Source organism: Streptococcus parasanguinis, from assembly GCF_901875555.1.
Taxonomy (GTDB): Bacteria; Bacillota; Bacilli; order Lactobacillales; family Streptococcaceae; genus Streptococcus; species Streptococcus parasanguinis_H.
Genome location: NZ_CABFMD010000037.1, coordinates 75,096 through 90,942 on the forward strand (window position 1 = coordinate 75,096; position 15,847 = coordinate 90,942).

18 protein-coding genes are annotated in these 15,847 nt (G+C 44.2%); 16 read left to right on the forward strand and 2 right to left on the reverse strand.

Going from position 1 to position 15,847, the window contains the following annotated elements; genetic code table 11:
- The first annotated feature begins 8 nt into the window (after positions 1 to 8).
- The 16 genes from JX304_RS10520 to folK all read left to right on the forward strand — a co-directional run bounded on the left by JX304_RS10520 (position 9) and on the right by folK (position 12,403).
- Positions 9 to 1,112, forward strand: a complete 1,104-nt coding sequence (locus JX304_RS10520; protein WP_205012486.1) for a glycosyl hydrolase family 8 — start codon at positions 9 to 11, stop codon at positions 1,110 to 1,112.
- Positions 1,113 to 1,332: 220 nt separating this feature from the next.
- A complete protein-coding gene (locus JX304_RS10525; protein ID WP_205012513.1) occupies positions 1,333 to 1,722 on the forward strand; it encodes a DUF1033 family protein in 390 nt (129 codons plus the stop codon).
- Between the two features lie 87 nt (positions 1,723 to 1,809).
- Positions 1,810 to 2,751, forward strand: coding sequence for a competence type IV pilus ATPase ComGA (gene comGA, locus JX304_RS10530; protein ID WP_205012487.1), 942 nt, complete (start codon positions 1,810 to 1,812; stop codon positions 2,749 to 2,751).
- A complete protein-coding gene (comGB, locus tag JX304_RS10535) occupies positions 2,684 to 3,715 on the forward strand; it encodes a competence type IV pilus assembly protein ComGB (RefSeq protein WP_239649438.1) in 1,032 nt (343 codons plus the stop codon). Before comGA ends, comGB begins: the two co-directional genes overlap by 68 nt.
- A complete protein-coding gene (gene comGC / locus JX304_RS10540; RefSeq protein ID WP_101770912.1) occupies positions 3,712 to 4,029 on the forward strand; it encodes a competence type IV pilus major pilin ComGC in 318 nt (105 codons plus the stop codon). The genes comGB and comGC overlap by 4 nt, the downstream gene beginning before the upstream one ends.
- Positions 4,019 to 4,423, forward strand: a complete 405-nt coding sequence (comGD, locus tag JX304_RS10545; protein WP_003004513.1) for a competence type IV pilus minor pilin ComGD — start codon at positions 4,019 to 4,021, stop codon at positions 4,421 to 4,423. Before comGC ends, comGD begins: the two co-directional genes overlap by 11 nt.
- A complete protein-coding gene (gene comGE, locus JX304_RS10550; protein WP_205012488.1) occupies positions 4,389 to 4,676 on the forward strand; it encodes a competence type IV pilus minor pilin ComGE in 288 nt (95 codons plus the stop codon). The genes comGD and comGE overlap by 35 nt, the downstream gene beginning before the upstream one ends.
- Positions 4,666 to 5,118 (forward strand): competence type IV pilus minor pilin ComGF, encoded by a 453-nt coding sequence (gene comGF, locus JX304_RS10555; protein ID WP_205012489.1) that lies wholly within the window; start codon positions 4,666 to 4,668, stop codon positions 5,116 to 5,118. Before comGE ends, comGF begins: the two co-directional genes overlap by 11 nt.
- A complete protein-coding gene (gene comGG, locus JX304_RS10560; RefSeq protein ID WP_239649436.1) occupies positions 5,105 to 5,542 on the forward strand; it encodes a competence type IV pilus minor pilin ComGG in 438 nt (145 codons plus the stop codon). Before comGF ends, comGG begins: the two co-directional genes overlap by 14 nt.
- A 30-nt stretch (positions 5,543 to 5,572) precedes the next feature.
- On the forward strand, positions 5,573 to 6,526 hold the full coding sequence (locus JX304_RS10565) for a class I SAM-dependent methyltransferase (RefSeq protein ID WP_205012491.1): 954 nt from the start codon (positions 5,573 to 5,575) through the stop codon (positions 6,524 to 6,526).
- Between the two features lie 51 nt (positions 6,527 to 6,577).
- A complete protein-coding gene (locus JX304_RS10570) occupies positions 6,578 to 7,771 on the forward strand; it encodes an acetate kinase (protein ID WP_205012492.1) in 1,194 nt (397 codons plus the stop codon).
- Positions 7,772 to 7,843: 72 nt separating this feature from the next.
- The gene (locus tag JX304_RS10575) at positions 7,844 to 8,575 is read left to right on the forward strand and encodes a CPBP family intramembrane glutamic endopeptidase (RefSeq protein ID WP_205012493.1); all 732 of its coding nucleotides are present in this window, start codon (positions 7,844 to 7,846) and stop codon (positions 8,573 to 8,575) included.
- Positions 8,576 to 8,737: 162 nt separating this feature from the next.
- On the forward strand, positions 8,738 to 9,694 hold the full coding sequence (folP, locus tag JX304_RS10580) for a dihydropteroate synthase (protein ID WP_205012494.1): 957 nt from the start codon (positions 8,738 to 8,740) through the stop codon (positions 9,692 to 9,694).
- On the forward strand, positions 9,695 to 11,005 hold the full coding sequence (locus tag JX304_RS10585; RefSeq protein ID WP_205012495.1) for a bifunctional folylpolyglutamate synthase/dihydrofolate synthase: 1,311 nt from the start codon (positions 9,695 to 9,697) through the stop codon (positions 11,003 to 11,005).
- Between the two features lie 8 nt (positions 11,006 to 11,013).
- Positions 11,014 to 11,568 carry a GTP cyclohydrolase I FolE gene (gene folE / locus JX304_RS10590; RefSeq protein ID WP_200772870.1) on the forward strand — a complete coding sequence of 185 codons (555 nt, stop codon included), beginning with the start codon at positions 11,014 to 11,016 and terminating at the stop codon, positions 11,566 to 11,568.
- 25 nt (positions 11,569 to 11,593) lie between these two features.
- Entirely contained in the window at positions 11,594 to 12,403 is an 810-nt protein-coding gene (gene folK, locus JX304_RS10595) for a 2-amino-4-hydroxy-6-hydroxymethyldihydropteridine diphosphokinase (protein WP_205012496.1), read from the forward strand.
- A 331-nt stretch (positions 12,404 to 12,734) separates the two neighbouring features.
- Here the strand turns inward: folK and JX304_RS10600 are convergent, their stop codons facing one another.
- Both JX304_RS10600 and pepA read right to left on the reverse strand, forming a co-directional pair.
- On the reverse strand, positions 12,735 to 14,219 hold the full coding sequence (locus JX304_RS10600) for a DUF1846 domain-containing protein (protein ID WP_205012497.1): 1,485 nt from the start codon (positions 14,217 to 14,219) through the stop codon (positions 12,735 to 12,737).
- Positions 14,220 to 14,713: 494 nt separating this feature from the next.
- Positions 14,714 to 15,778 carry a glutamyl aminopeptidase gene (gene pepA / locus JX304_RS10605; protein WP_205012498.1) on the reverse strand — a complete coding sequence of 355 codons (1,065 nt, stop codon included), beginning with the start codon at positions 15,776 to 15,778 and terminating at the stop codon, positions 14,714 to 14,716.
- Between the last annotated feature and the right edge of the window lie 69 nt (positions 15,779 to 15,847).

The window sequence follows — 15,847 nt, forward strand, 5'->3', positions numbered from 1 at the left end:
GAGAACTTATGAAAACGAAAAAAATGAGATATGTGTGGTTTCTAGTTATCCTTTGTATTTTCTGTTTGACCTTGTTTTTGGCGAGAACGAGAAGTAAGGTGGACATGCGAAATCGGATCTATCGTCAGTGGAATGAGCATTTTGTTGTTTCAAAAGGGAAAGAATCCTATGTTCGAACCACCAATGATAGCAATCAAACAGTAGTGTTATCCGAAGCGCAAAGTTATGGAATGCTCATTACTGTTGCAGCCGCCGAAAAAGGACAAGCCCAGCAAGCAGATTTTGATCGACTCTATCAATATTATCTAAATCATCGCTTGGAAGGTACCCAATTGATGTCTTGGAAACAAACCATCAGCAATGGACAAGCAAAGGATGAGGATCATAACGCCACAGATGGAGATCTCTACATCGCCTATGCTCTTCTAAAAGCCGCTCAGCAATGGCCAAAGCAAGCCAAAGACTACCAGGCTCAAGCCAAAGCGATTTTAGAAGATATTCTCGCACACAACTACAATGAAGAAACTGGTGTGTTAACGGTGGGGAATTGGGCTAATCAGGATTCGGGATTCTATCATTTGATGCGAACATCTGATACACTGCCAGCGCAATTCCAGATCTTTTATGAAGTGACAAAAGATTCAAAGTGGTTGGACATCAAAGAAAAGATGTTGCAACAACTCCAAACGATCAGCTCCCAAACAAAAACAGGTTTACTACCTGATTTCATCTGGGTAGATGAGCAAGGGACGCGCGTAGCAGATCCAAAGACGATTGAATCCAAGTATGATGGTGCCTACTCGTATAACGCTTGTCGCCTTCCATACAACCTTGTTCAAAGTAAGGACGCGGCCAGTCAAAAATTGGTGAAAAAGATGCTTAACTTTTTCAAGAGTCAAAGAAACCTGTATGCGGGTTATGACTTGAAAGGAAAGGCCTTGAACAATCATCAAGCAGCAAGTTTTTTGGCACCGATTGTCTATGCCTCTGAACATGAAAAAGGCTATTTGAAGTTGGTGCAACAGAACAAGTATATCTTTACACAAGATCTACCTCTGAACAACTATTATGATGCAACCATGACAACAATGATTGCACTTGAATTGTTCTAAATACTTGAGAAGAGAGAGTTTCCAAGATGGCTCGTCAGTTTGTTGGGACTCTCTTTTTTTGATTCTCGAAAAAAGGACCCAATAGCAATTAGGCAGTCTATTTTTAAAAAAAATGGTGAAAATCATCTGAAAACTACCTGAAAAATCATGCTCTGAGCAGAAAACTTTTATTCTCAAAGGATTTTCTATATAATAGAGGATACAAAGGATGGAAGAGTTTATGTATCGAGTGATTGAAATGTACGGGGACTGTGAACCCTGGTGGTTTTTAGAAGGCTGGGAAAAAGATATCGTCAGTAGTCGGAAGTTTGAAGACTATTACCAGGCTTTGAAATACTACAAGCAGAAGTGGTTGGAGTTAAATGAGCACTTTCCAAGTTATAAGAGTCGGAGTGACCTCATGACGATCTTTTGGGATACCAAAGAGCAAGAGTGGTGTGAGGACTGCAGTGAAGATGTGCAGTTTTTCCATTCGATTGTCCTCTTAGAAGACGAGCACAAGATCCCTAAAAGCAAGCTCCGTCCAGGTTACGAAAAGGAAAGAGGCAGTCGCAAACACCGTTCTTGTCAATATACACTCGATTCAAAAAAGGGGACGACCCTGTCATAAGAGAAATTCGGAAGATTTTTTAGAGCGATCTAGAAAGTCTTCTTTTTTTGTCTTCTTTTTCGAATAGTATAAGTGAGAGGAGGAACTATGGTTCAAGAAATTGCAAAAAAATTGATTCGCATGGGAAAGAAGGAAGAAGCCCAGGATCTCTACTTCATCCCTCGGAAGGAGGAGTACCAAGTTTTTATGAGAGTGGGAGATGAGAGGCGCTTTGTACAATCCTTCCCTTTTGAGGAGATGACGGCTATGATCAGCCACTTTAAGTTCGTAGCAGGCATGAATGTGGGAGAAAAAAGGCGGAGCCAGCTAGGCTCGTGTGATTACCCTCTGGAGGATGGGCTGGTATCGATTCGCTTGTCGACGGTGGGGGATTATCGTGGCTACGAAAGCTTGGTGATTCGGCTTTTGCATGATGAGGAACGCGAATTGCGTTTTTGGTTTGATCAACTACCTGAGTTGAAGAAGAAATTAGCTGGTCGTGGGCTTTATCTTTTTGCGGGGCCTGTGGGTTCGGGAAAGACCACTCTCATGCATGCTTTGGCACAAGAGCGCTTTGCGGACCAGCAAGTCATGTCCATTGAAGATCCTGTCGAGATCAAGCAGGATAATATGTTACAGCTTCAGCTGAATGACCAGATCGGCATGACCTATGACAACCTGATTAAACTCTCCTTACGCCATCGGCCGGACCTTCTCATTATTGGAGAGATCCGAGATAAGGAAACAGCTCGTGCGGTCGTACGAGCTAGTTTGACAGGGGTCACCGTCTTCTCTACGATTCATGCGAAAAGCGTTCGAGGTGTTTATGAGAGGCTTTTAGAGCTTGGAGTGAGTGAGGAAGAGCTCAAGATTGTTTTACAAGGTATTTGCTACCAACGATTAATTGCAGGAGGAGGTGTGGTCGATTTTGCGACGGAAAACTACCAAGAGCACTCAGCCAGCCGCTGGAACCAACAAATGGATCTCTTGGCTCAATCGGGATATATCCAGCTGGCTCGGGCACAAGCCGAAAAAATTATCTACAACTAAACAAAAGCAAATCATTGAATTGTTTTTGAATCTTTATTCGAGTGGTTTTCATCTGGCTGAGATTGTTGATTTTTTAGATCGTTCCTACCTAGTGGAGAGTCATTTGGTCTCCCAGATGCGAGCAGATCTCTCTCGGGGTCGGAGTTTTTCAGAGATGATGGCGGGGATCGGTTTTTCAGATGCGGTGACGACACAGCTGTCTCTCGCTGAGCTCCATGGAAATCTTATATTGAGCTTGGAGAAAATCAGTGCTTACCTAGAAAACATGCGCAAGGTCAAGAAAAAGCTGATCGAAGTTAGCACTTATCCTCTTATCTTACTTGGTTTTTTAGTTTTGATTATGCTAGGCCTGCGTAATTACTTGCTTCCTCAGATGGATAGCCAAAATATAGGAACGCAATTGATCAGTTCCTTCCCCCAACTCTTTTTGTCCTTAGGAGCGGGACTGGTGACCTTTTTCTTACTCGGATTTCTCTATTATCGAAAGTCAGACAAGATCAACGTTTTTAGAGCCTTGTCTCATCTGCCTTTCGGGAAAGGCATGATTCAAGCTTATTTGACAGCCTATTATGCTAGAGAATGGGGCAATCTGATTGGGCAAGGATTGGAGCTGTCTCAGATTTTTACCATGATGCAGGAGCAAAAATCCCAGCTTTTCCAAGAGATTGGAAGGGACTTAGCTCTTTCTTTAGACCGCGGTCAATCCTTTTCAGAGACGGTAGGGGGGTATTCTTTTTTCAAAAAAGAATTGCCGCTTATGATTGAATATGGTGAGGTCAAATCAAAGCTTGGAAGTGAGCTAGAGATCTACGCTGAAAAAACATGGGAGGATTTCTTTCGTCGGGTTCACAAGGCCATGAATGTGATACAACCCTTGGTCTTTGTCTTTGTGGCTCTTGTGATTGTCTTACTTTACGCAGCCATGTTGCTGCCGATTTATCAAAATATGGAGGTTCATTTATGAAAAAATTAAAAACCTATAAGGTAAAAGCTTTTACGCTTATTGAAATGTTGGTGGTCTTATTGATCATTAGTGTGCTCTTATTGCTCTTTGTGCCGAATTTGACCAAGCAAAAAGACTCCGTGAAAGAGACAGGAAATGCAGCGGTTGTCAAGGTGGTCGAAAGCCAGGCTGAATTGTATGAGCTCAATCATACCAATGACCAAGCCACTCTAGCCAAGCTGATTGCTGATGGAAATATTACCAACAAACAAGCAGAATCCTACCGTGCCTATTATGCGAAAAATAGTGGAGAAACACGTGCGGTTGCAGATTAAGGCCTTCACCTTGGTGGAGACACTCTTGACCTTGATGATCGTCAGTTTTATCTATCTTGGCTTATCGGGATCGATCAAGACGAGCTTTCAGCAGGTGGAAGAAAAAGTATTTTTTGCAGAGTTTGAACACCTCTATCAAGAAAGCCAGAAGATAGCACTAGCAAGGCAGACGGAATTGGATGTTGAAGTGACTGCGAGGAAGATTCAAACGCCCTATCAGACGGTGGAGATTCCTGATTCTGTTATTTTGCAAGATCCTAAAACTATTCGTTTAGACCGTGCAGGTGGCAATTCATCCCTGGCCAATGTTCACTTTCAGACACAGAGAGGAGTGGTGACCTATCAACTGTCGCTTGGAAATGGGAAAATTAAAAAAAGTATCCGTTCCCGCTAGTATTCTCATAGAATCCCTAGTAGCTTTGGGTTTATTTGCCATGATTACGACCTTATTGTTAGGGGAGATACGGCGTTCGCGCAAGGAGCGGCTAGCGGATTTCAAGGAAGTAGAAGTCTTGTCGGTCGCCCAAATGGCGCTTCAGACAGGGCAAAATCATCTGGAGGCTAATGGCATTCAGGTTCATGTTGACAAAGATGCCGATCAACTCACGGTCTATCATCAAGGAAAGGTGGTGCTGCATGTGGAATAAAAGGAGGATAAAAGCCTTTACCTTGCTCGAAGCCTTGGTCGCTCTCTTAGTGCTAAGTGGAGGTGTGTTAGTCTTTCAAGGCTTGACCAAACTCCTGCATGCTGAATTGGACTACCAAGCGCATCAAAAGCAGGAAGAATGGATCTTATTTCAGCAACAATTGCAGGTGGAATTGGACCGAAGTCATGTTGAAAAAGTGGAGAACAACCATATCTACTTGGTTCAGGATCAAAAACCAATTTCCATTGGCCAATCTAAAGGAGATGATATCCGAAAAACAGATGCTAAGGGCAGGGGCTATCAGCCTATGATTTCAGGTGTTCACTCTAGTCGGATTTGGCAGGAGGGAGAGTTGATTCATCTGCGTTTGAATTTTGAAGAAGGTCTAGAAAGGGAGTATGTTTACCATGTGGTACCAGCGATGCAAAATGAAAAAAGTTAAGGCTGGTGTCTTGCTCTACGCCCTCTTGATGGCAGCGATTTTCAGTCTCTTACTTCAGTTTTATCTTCACCGTCAGGTCGCGGAAAAACGGATCTTAAAGACGAGTCAAGATCGACTTCGGGCCTATGCTTTGGTACAATTGGCTCTTGAAAAAAGAAAGGGTGATGAGAAGGCATCAGAGATTCACTTAAAGTCTGGAGTCGTTCAGCTACAGCAGGACCCTGGTTTTCTTCATGCCCAGACTAAGATGGATGGAGAAAGCTATGAGTTTGTTCTTCCTGTAAGGGAAGAAAAAGAAAGCAAGAAGAGTCCAAAAGAAAAGAAGAAGACACAGAAAGATAAGGAGAAGGCGGGGAGCGAAAAGCCTTCTGACGAGACGCCAAAAGAGAGCAAGGAACCATCAGAAAATAGCGAAAAAGACTAATTTTTGGTATGATAGGGTGCGGAGGAAATCATGAATTTCGAAAAAATTGAACAAGCCTATACCTATCTATTAGAAAACACTCAAAGTATTCAAAATGAATTGTCGACCAACTTTTATGATGCCTTGATTGAACAAAATGCCATGTATTTGGATGGCAAGACAGATCTAGACATTGTTAAAAACAATAGCAAAAAATTAAAAGAACTAGGTTTAAGTAAGGAAGAATGGCGCAGGGCTTATCAGTTTCTCTTTATGAAGGCCGCACAGACCGAGCCCTTGCAAGCTAACCATCAGTTCACACCGGATGCAATTGGCTTTATCCTAACGTTTTTGATTGATCAATTGGCCAAAAGTGACCAAGTTGATGTTTTGGAAGTAGGGAGTGGTACAGGCAATCTCGCTGAGACCATTGTCAACAATAGTCGCCTGGAAATGAGTTATTTGGGATTGGAAGTGGATGATCTCTTGATCGATTTGTCTGCTAGTATTGCAGATGTTATGGCGTCGAGTGTGGCATTTGTCCAAGGAGATGCGGTACGCCCTCAAGTCTTGAAAGAAAGCGATTTGATTGTGAGTGATCTTCCCATCGGCTACTACCCTGATGATGCAATTGCACAGCGTTACCAAGTAGCAAGCTCAGAAGGGCATACCTATGCCCATCACCTGATGATGGAACAGGCCTTGAAGTATTTGAAGCCTCAAGGAGTGGCGATCTTTTTAGCGCCCAATAATCTTTTGACGAGCCCTCAGAGCGATCTCTTGAAGGCCTGGTTGAAAGAACATGCCCAACTACTAGCCATGATGACTTTGCCCGAATCCCTCTTTTCAAACCCAGCTTATGCTAAGACTATTTTTGTCTTTAAAAAGCAAGAAGAAGGACAGATGCAACCATTTGCCTATCCATTTACAAATTTACAAGATCAAGATGAGATTGTTCGCTTTATGGAAAGTTTCCAAAACTGGTTACAGGATAGTGAAATTTGAGCAAAGATCTGTTATAATAGAGAATGTGAAAACGCTTGATGAGGTGAAAATATGTCGAAAACAATTTCAATTAATGCAGGGAGCTCCAGTTTAAAATGGCAATTGTACCAAATGCCAGAGGAAACCGTTCTTGCAAAGGGATTGATTGAACGAATTGGTTTGAAAGATTCTATTTCAACTGTTAAATTTGATGATCGTTCTGAAAAACAAGTATTGGATATTCATGACCATACACAAGCTGTAAAAATCTTGTTGGATGATTTGATTCGCTTTGATATTATCAAGTCATACGATGAGATTACAGGGGTTGGTCACCGTGTCGTTGCAGGTGGAGAGTATTTCAAAGATTCTGCTTTGGTAGATGACGAAGTTCTTCGAAAAGTGGAAGAATTGTCTTTGTTAGCACCACTTCATAATCCTGCCAATGCTGCCGGCATTCGTGCCTTTAGAGAGATCTGTCCAAATATTACCAGTGTCGTAGTATTTGATACGTCCTTCCATACGACGATGCCAGAGAAGGCTTATCGCTATCCTCTTCCAACGAAATACTACACAGAAAACAAGGTTCGCAAATACGGTGCCCACGGGACCAGCCACCAGTATGTAGCTGGGGAAGCGGCAAAACTCCTTGGGAAACCATTGGAAGAATTGAAATTGATCACTTGCCATGTCGGAAATGGGGTATCTGTTACAGCGGTTGACAAGGGAATTTCTGTCGACACATCGATGGGCTTCACGCCTCTAGGTGGCGTCATGATGGGAACGCGGACAGGGGATCTCGATCCAGCGATTATTCCTTACTTGATGGAACATACAGAGGATTTCAATACACCTGAAGACATCAGCCGCATCTTCAATCGTGAATCAGGTCTTCTGGGTGTTTCTGAATCTTCTAGCGACATGCGGGATATTCATACGGCGATGCACAATGGAGACGAAAAAGCCAAATTGGCTTACGATATCTTTGTCGATCGTTTGCAAAAATACATTGGTCAATACTTAGCTGTCTTGAATGGTGCAGATGCCATCATTTTTACAGCAGGGATCGGTGAAAACGCAGTAAACGTTCGTTCTTCTATTATCAATGGGATCAGCTGGTTTGGCTGCAAGGTCGACCCTGAAAAGAACGTCTTTGGAGTTGTCGGAGATATTTCCACAGCCGATTCCCGTGTGAAGGTATTGGTTATTCCAACTGATGAAGAGTTGGTGATTGCGCGTGACGTTGAACGTTTCAAAAATCAGTAAACTGAAATAAAATGAGAAGGCTGAAGGCGAAAGCCCCAGCCTTCTTATTTTATGCAAGAAAGAGGTTGTTCATTGAAAAAAATACAGTCTTTTGTTCGAGAGCACCCATTATGTAAGAATGCTCTCTGGCTCCTGCTTTTTGTGCCCTTATTCTTTCTCTCCCAATTCCCCCTCATCACCATGGTTTATTCCCTTCAAGACAGAATGGATGCGGAGTGGGTTACTGTTCTTACAGCCTTAGCTACAGTGGTGGTGCTCTTTATTTTTTATATAGTCATCAAAAAGAGCCCTCTTGAGAGCTTAGATGCTCGGGTTATTACCTGGCCGACTTTGGGGAGAAATTTTCTCTTTCTTCTCTTATTGATGGCTAATAACCTACTCGCCTATCCCTTTTTGAAACAAGAGGCAGGTGGTACGACGGCAAATCAAGCGGCTCTGAATGAACTACAATCTCATGCTCCTTTTCTTGCCATGGGAATGGTCGTGATCCTTGCCGCTCCGATTTTAGAAGAGCTGCTCTGTCGGGCTATCATCCCTCGTTTGATCTTTCGAGGGGCAGAACCGATCGGTTACCTAGCCGGTGCTCTCTTTTTTACTTACTTGCATGGACCGAGTACCCTAGGGGAATGGGTAGCCTACGGAGGCATGTCCTTGATCCTAACTTGGGTGGCTTATCGCTACCAGCGGGTCGAGTATAGTATCTGTCTCCATATGACCTTGAATGCGCTAGCTTATTATTATCCGACTGTATTCCTCCTTTGTTTATTACCAGTATCGAGAGTTTTCTTCCATGATAAATTATGATAAAATGGTAGGTACCAATGAGTTTTGATGCGGAACCTTCGTACAGAAGGTCAGAAAAAATAAGCAATCCGTATGGAGAATGAACTCAGAGGTTTAGAACATTTGTTCTAGGCTCTTTTGTTCGCAATCATGCTGTAGGAAGGGAATTGAAGGAGAACGAAAATGATTGATAATAAATGGCTGAGTGGCCAAGGGACCCTTCTTTGTGGGATCTTAAATGTCACTCCGGATTCATTTTCTGATGGCGGTAAGTATACGAGTGTGGATGCAGCCTTGCAGCAGGCGAGAAAACTGGTCCAAGAAGGAGCGCAGATCCTAGATATCGGAGGAGAATCGACGAGACCGAGACCAGGCAGTCATTATGTGGAGATCCAAGAAGAGATTGACCGCGTGGTTCCGGTGATTGAAGCCATTCGGAAAGAAAGTGATGTCTTGATCTCGGTGGATACCTGGAAGTCCCAGGTGGCAGTTGCAGCGCTGGAAGCTGGAGCTGATATTGTCAATGATATCACTGGTTTTCTTGGAGATCCAAAGATGGCCACTGTTGTGGCAGAGCATGAAGCTAGTGCGGTTCTCATGTTTAATCCAGTGATGGCAAGGCCAGATCATCCAAGTTCCACAATTTTTCCAACTTTTGGTTTTGAACCAGCTTTTACAGAAGCAGAGCTTCAAACAATGGCGCAAGAACCGATTCAAGACGTGATGTGGACCTTCTTTGACCGCTCGCTTGCGCTAGCAAAAGAAGCCGGTGTCCAGATGGACCGGATCATGCTGGATCCTGGGATTGGATTTGGTTTGACCAAACGTGAGAACTTGCTCTTGTTGCAAGAGCTTGAAACCATCCACCAAAAAGGTTATCCGATCTTTCTAGGGGTCTCCCGCAAACGCTTTGTGGTTAATATTATTGAAGAAGCTGGATTTGAGACAGATCCTGCAACGGAGACTGGTTTTTGGAATCGGGACCTGGCTTCGAGCCATTTGACGAGTATTGCAGCCAGTCAAGGAGTCGAAGTGGTGCGGGTGCATGACATTCCCCTTCACAAGATGGCGGCCAGCTTAGGACAAGCCATTTTCCAAGCCCAAGAGGCAGCAGATACCAATTTAAAACAATACAAGTAAATGAAGACAAAAGAACATCAGTTGGATCTTCGTTGGCTAGAAGCCTATCGTTCTCAGGATCCACATTTTGGCTTGGAGCGCATGGAAGCTCTCTTGGCTTTGAGAGGACATCCTCACCTAGACTGTCGGGTTATTCATGTTGCGGGGACCAATGGCAAAGGATCTACCATTGCTACCTTATCCCAACTTTTGAGACAGGCAGGTTTACGCGTTGGAGTCTTTACCTCTCCTTATCTGATCCATTACAATGACCAGATCACCATTAATGGCGAAGCCATCTCCGATCGAGACCTGCAAATCTACCTGGATAGCTACCAGCAGCTCCTGCAAGCTGAACAATCAAGGGCCATCTTTCAAGGTTTGACTGAATTTGAAGTGATGACGGCCATCGCCTATGATTATTTTGCTCACGAGGAGCTGGATTACGTGATCATGGAAGTCGGTATGGGGGGACGACTAGACAGTACCAATGTCTGTCAGCCTGTTCTGACCGCGATCACTTCGATTGGCTTGGATCATGTTGCCCTTCTTGGGCCTGATCTGGCTTCCATCGCCCGTGAGAAGGCTGGCATCATTAAGCCAGGAATTCCTCTGGTCCTAGGGAAATTAGAAGCAGAAGCTAGCCAAGTCATTGAAGGCATTGCGATTCAGAAGCAGGCACCGATAACAGCCTATGACAGAGATTACCAAGTTGAGCTAGAGGCCTCTTGTTTATCTGGTCAATCCTTTTCTTATCACAGTTCCAAAAGAGAAACAGCCTCTTATCAAGTAGCGCTCTTAGGTCATCACCAGGCTAGAAATGCAGCTCTTGCGATCAGTATCTGTGATGTACTTTTTGAAAGAGAAGGGCGTGAACTCTTGTCAAGAGAGTTAGTGGATGAGGCCTTGCATCAAGTCGTCTGGCCTGGCCGGATGGAAGTAGTCTCGCAAAATCCCATGATCTTGCTGGATGGGGCTCATAATCCCCATGCCGTTGCGCCTTTGATCGCAAGTCTTCGGGAACTTTTCCCAGGTCAAAAAAAGACCATTCTTTTTACCTGCATCCGGACCAAAGCCTTAGAAGAGATGCTCATTCAGTGGCAGGAACTAGAAAATAGTCGCTTGATCCTCACGACCTTTGAAGATCCAAGAGCCTATTCTCAAGAAGAGATGACAGCTGCTGCAAAAAACCACCAGCTTGAGGAAGTGGACTGGCGAGAGTTTCTACAAAACTGGCAGGCTGGAGATGATGAGCTCCTCGTTGTAACGGGATCGCTCTACTTTCTCAGCCAAGTACGACCTTATTTATTAAAAACAGAAAAATCCAACTAGGAGATGATATGGATACAAAGAAAATTGAAGAAGCAGTGAAAATGATCATCGAAGCAGTCGGTGAAGATGAGAACCGTGAGGGACTCCTGGAAACTCCGACCCGCATCGCAAAGATGTACCAAGAGATCTTTTCAGGTTTGGGACAAACAGCAGAAGAGCATTTGTCAAAATCATTTGAAATCATTGATAACAATATGGTGGTTGAGAAGGATATTTTCTTCCATTCCATGTGTGAGCATCACTTCTTGCCGTTTTATGGCAAGGTACATATTGCCTACATTCCAAATGGCCGTGTTGCTGGGCTTTCAAAACTGGCTCGGACGGTCGAAGTTTATGCTAAAAAACCACAGATTCAGGAACGATTGACGGTCGAGATCGCTGACGCCTTGATGGATTATCTGGGAGCACAGGGAGCACTGGTCTGGGTAGAAGCAGAGCATATGTGTATGAACATGCGTGGTGTCCGTAAACCTGGGACTGCTACAGTGACAACGGCTGCGCGTGGATTGCTTGCGACAGATAAAGACTTGAAAAATGAAGCCTATAAACTCATGGGCCACTAATGGCTGACTATAAGAGGTGAAGAGAGTGGATCAATTACGGATCAAGGACTTAGAGGTATACGCCTATCATGGTGTTTTTCCGGCAGAAAAAGAATTGGGACAACGCTTTGTCTTGGATGTTTGGGTGGATTATGAAATGACCCGAGCTGCTCGTACAGGTGATTTGGAAGCTTCGATCCATTATGGAATCTTAGCGGAACAGTTGACCGAGTGGATACAGGCTGAAAAGATTGATTTGATTGAAACGGTTGCCTTTCAATTGGTGCAAAAAATTTTCGAAAGCTATGCATTTGTAGAAAAAGTTCGTCTGGAGTTGAAAAAACCTTGGGCTCCTGTTCCCTTGCCACTCGAGACTTGTTCGGTGACAATCGAACGAGAGAAAAAACGAGCCTTTATTGGCCTTGGTACCAATATGGGAGATAAACAACTGCAGCTAGAGACGGCGCTAGAAAAAATCAAGGATCGAGGCATTCACCTTCTTCAAATGTCCACAAGGATTGAAACGGAACCTTGGGGAGGAGTGGAGCAAGACGCCTTTTTGAATCAGGTGGCAGAGGTTGAAACCTGGATGACCCCAGAGGATTTACTAGAGACCTTACTTGCCATCGAGCAGGAAATGGGACGTGTTCGTGAGGTCAAGTGGGGGCCGCGTGTGATTGATCTAGATCTGCTCTATATGGAGGATACGATTTGTTACAGCCCTAGCTTGATCTTGCCACATCCTTATGTGGCAGAGCGCGCCTTTGTATTAGAATCTTTAAATGAAATTGCTCCTCATTTTGTGGACCCTGTTCAAAGAAAGCCCATTCGCCAATTATGGGATGCTGTCAAATAGTCTCTCTTCTTTGCATCATAAAAAAATCCCTGCTCGAGGGATTGTTCAAATTGTAGACAAAGACTTCTTAAAAAACTTTCCTTAGGTGAGTACGGACGTCTGCGAACTTCTACGAAGTTCCAAGACTAATGATTGAGCCTGTGGTCTCAATCATTCCGAGTGCCTGAAACTGATTCGTTTCAGGCACTTTTCTCACGGCGGAAAGTTTCAGAATATGATTGAATAACTATAACGAGTATAATTTTTAAAGAATTGATTAGATTTTATTAAAGATTCGTTTATCTACACTCTCAACAATCCCTCGAACGGGATTGTTTTTGTTTGTCTTGCTTTATTTACGATACAAGCGATCGTATTGGTAGACGGGGTCCATGGTGACGTGGATACCGAGCTTGCGAAGGACATTCTTGTCTTCGTCTGTCAGCATAACAGTTGAATGGGCTTCGCTGCCTTTCAACTTGCCTAATTCTTGCATAGCAAGCTTAGCGTCTTCATTGCTCATGGCCGTAATAGCAAGGGCAATGAGGATCTCGTTCGAGTGAAGACGAGGGTTACGGCTACCCAAATGATTGATCTTCAAGCCTTGGATCGGTTGTACGTACTCTGGCTCGATCAACTTAGTTTCTTTGTCAATGTGAGCTAATTTCTTAATGGCATTGATCAAGAGGGCTGCGGTTGGACCAAAGAGATCAGATGTTTTTCCGGTGACCATCTCGCCATTTGGCAATTCAAGGGCCAAGGCTGGTTCGCCTGTTTCTTCTTCTTTCTGACGGGCAAGGACGGTCACTTTCCGATCATTTGGTGTAATGCCCAAATCATTCATCAAGAGCTCAATCTTTTTCACAGCCCCTTCACTGACACGTTCTGCCTTGACATCCAAGATGGTTTGGTAATAGCGACGGATGATTTCTTGTTGGGAAGCTTCAATCGCAGCATCATTGTCCACAATGGCAAAGCCAACCATATTGACACCCATGTCTGTCGGAGAAGCGTAAGGGGAGGTTCCCAAGATCCGTTCCAACATCCGCTTCAAGACAGGGAAGATTTCGATATCACGGTTATAGTTGACCGTTGTTTCCCCGTAGGTTTGGAGGTGGAAGGGATCGATCATATTGACATCGTCTAGATCCGCAGTCGCTGCTTCATAGGCCAAGTTGACTGGGTGGTGCAAGGGAAGGTTCCATACTGGGAAGGTTTCAAATTTAGCATAGCCAGATTTGATGCCATTCAATTGGTCATGGTACATATTGGACATACACGTTGCCAATTTACCAGAACCAGGACCAGGAGCCGTCACAACGACCAAATTGCGGCTGGTCTTGATGTAGTCATTTTTCCCCATCCCTTCAGGAGAGATGATGTGGTCCATATCAGTCGGATAGCCCTTGATCGGATAGTGTAGATAAGAGGCAATCCCACTTTTATCCAGTTGCTTACGAAAGGCGTCCGCTGCGGCTTGTCCAGCATATTGGGTGATCACGACCGAGCCTACAAAGATCCCTAATTCGTTGAATTTATCGATCAAGCGCAGTACTTCTTGGTCATAAGAAATCCCAAGATCCCCACGCGCTTTTGAGTGCTCAATGTTGTTGGCATTGATGGCAATGACAATTTCCACCTGGTCCCGCAATTCTTGGAGCAACTTGATTTTATTGTCTGGTTCATAACCAGGCAGGACCCGAGCAGCGTGGAAATCCTCTAACATCTTGCCACCAAATTCGAGGTAGAGTTTGCCATCGAATTGGTTGATCCGCTCGATAATGTGGTCACGTTGCAAATTCAAATACTTTTCAGAACTAAAAGCTTGTTTTTTCATCTAAATCTCCTGTAAATAAGGGGAGCCTGCTCCCTACACGAAATATTCATTCTTTCATATTATATCAGAAAACAGATGGAAGACAAACTATTCTCTGTCGCTTTCCGTAGAAGAGATTAGGCATCATAGAATTTGATTGTTCAGGCATATTTTTTACATAAAATAACCTAAGTAATGATAAACAAATAAAATGAGGTAGTCTATTAAGGTCATTGCGGGGGGCACTTAAACTTTCCGCTGTGAGAAAAGTGCTAGAAACACTACTGTTTCTAGCACTCGGGAGTTTTGGGAGTAAAACAGTTTGGGAAACTGTTTTAGCCTGAGCCAAAAAAATGAAAAGCGAAGGGTCCAAAACTAAGTCATAGAACTTCCTGGATCGCTGAAATCATCCACTGGATAATTTCACCTAACGTCCGTACTCACCTAAGGAAGGTTTTTAAGAGGATTTTATCCTCTATCTGAAAGCCCCTTACGGAGCCTCGTGATCAATGCTCTTAATAGTGTTTGATCACATCAACTGTTGAGCGATCCAATTTCTTAACCAAGGCTTGCAAGAAGGCTTGGGCTTGCAAGAAATCATCCATAGCATAGAGGGTTTGGTGAGAATGGATATAGCGGGCACAGACACCGATGGTGGTAGATGGCACTCCGCCGTTCTTCAAGTGTGCGGCACCAGCGTCGGTTCCCCCTTTACCACAGTAATATTGGTATTTGATGCCGGCTTCTTCAGCAGTTGTAAGTAAGAAATCTTTCATATTAGGCAAAAGGATGTGACCAGGATCATAGAATCGGATCAGGGTTCCTTCGCCAATAGCACCTTGGCCTCCAAAGATATCAGCAGCTGGGGAACAATCGACAGCAAGGAAGACTTCCGGATCAAATTTAGTGGTAGAGGTATGCGCACCACGAAGTCCCACTTCTTCTTGAACATTGGCTCCAACATAGAGTTCATTGTTCAATTCTTGACCAGAAAGATTCTTGGCCAATTCGCTGACCATCAAGACGCCGTAGCGGTTATCCCATGCTTTAGAGATCACATTTTTACCATTTGCTGTGAGAATAGCAGAGCTGTCTGGCACCAAGGTGTCCCCAGGATGGACGCCATAGCTTTCAGCCTCAGCTTGGTTGCTAAATCCAGCATCAAAGACAATGTCCCCAATAGCAGGAACGGTTGGACCGCCCGCGCCACGTGTCAAATGTGGAGGGACAGATCCAGAAATAGCAGGGTATTCACGGCCATCGCGTGTCAAGAGTTTGAAACGTTGGCTGCTAACCACCATCGGGTTCCAACCCCCGATTGGCACCACGCGGAAAGTCCCGTCAGCTTTGATTTCGCTGATCATAAAACCAACTTCGTCCATGTGGGCAGCGACTTGGACGCGAGGGGCATCACTCGCTGTTGAGTGTTTGATCCCAAAGATTCCACCGAGACCATCGGTCACGATCTCATCCACATGAGGGGTCAATTGTTGGCGCAAATAGTCCCGTACAGGGGCTTCATGGCCGGAGATAGCGGGAATTTCAGTTACTTCTTTGATTTTAGAAAATAAATCAGTCATAGGTTACCTTCTTTCTGATGTTATTTTATCATTTTTTTGGCGAGGATGGTAGCCTCATGGGAGAGGTGT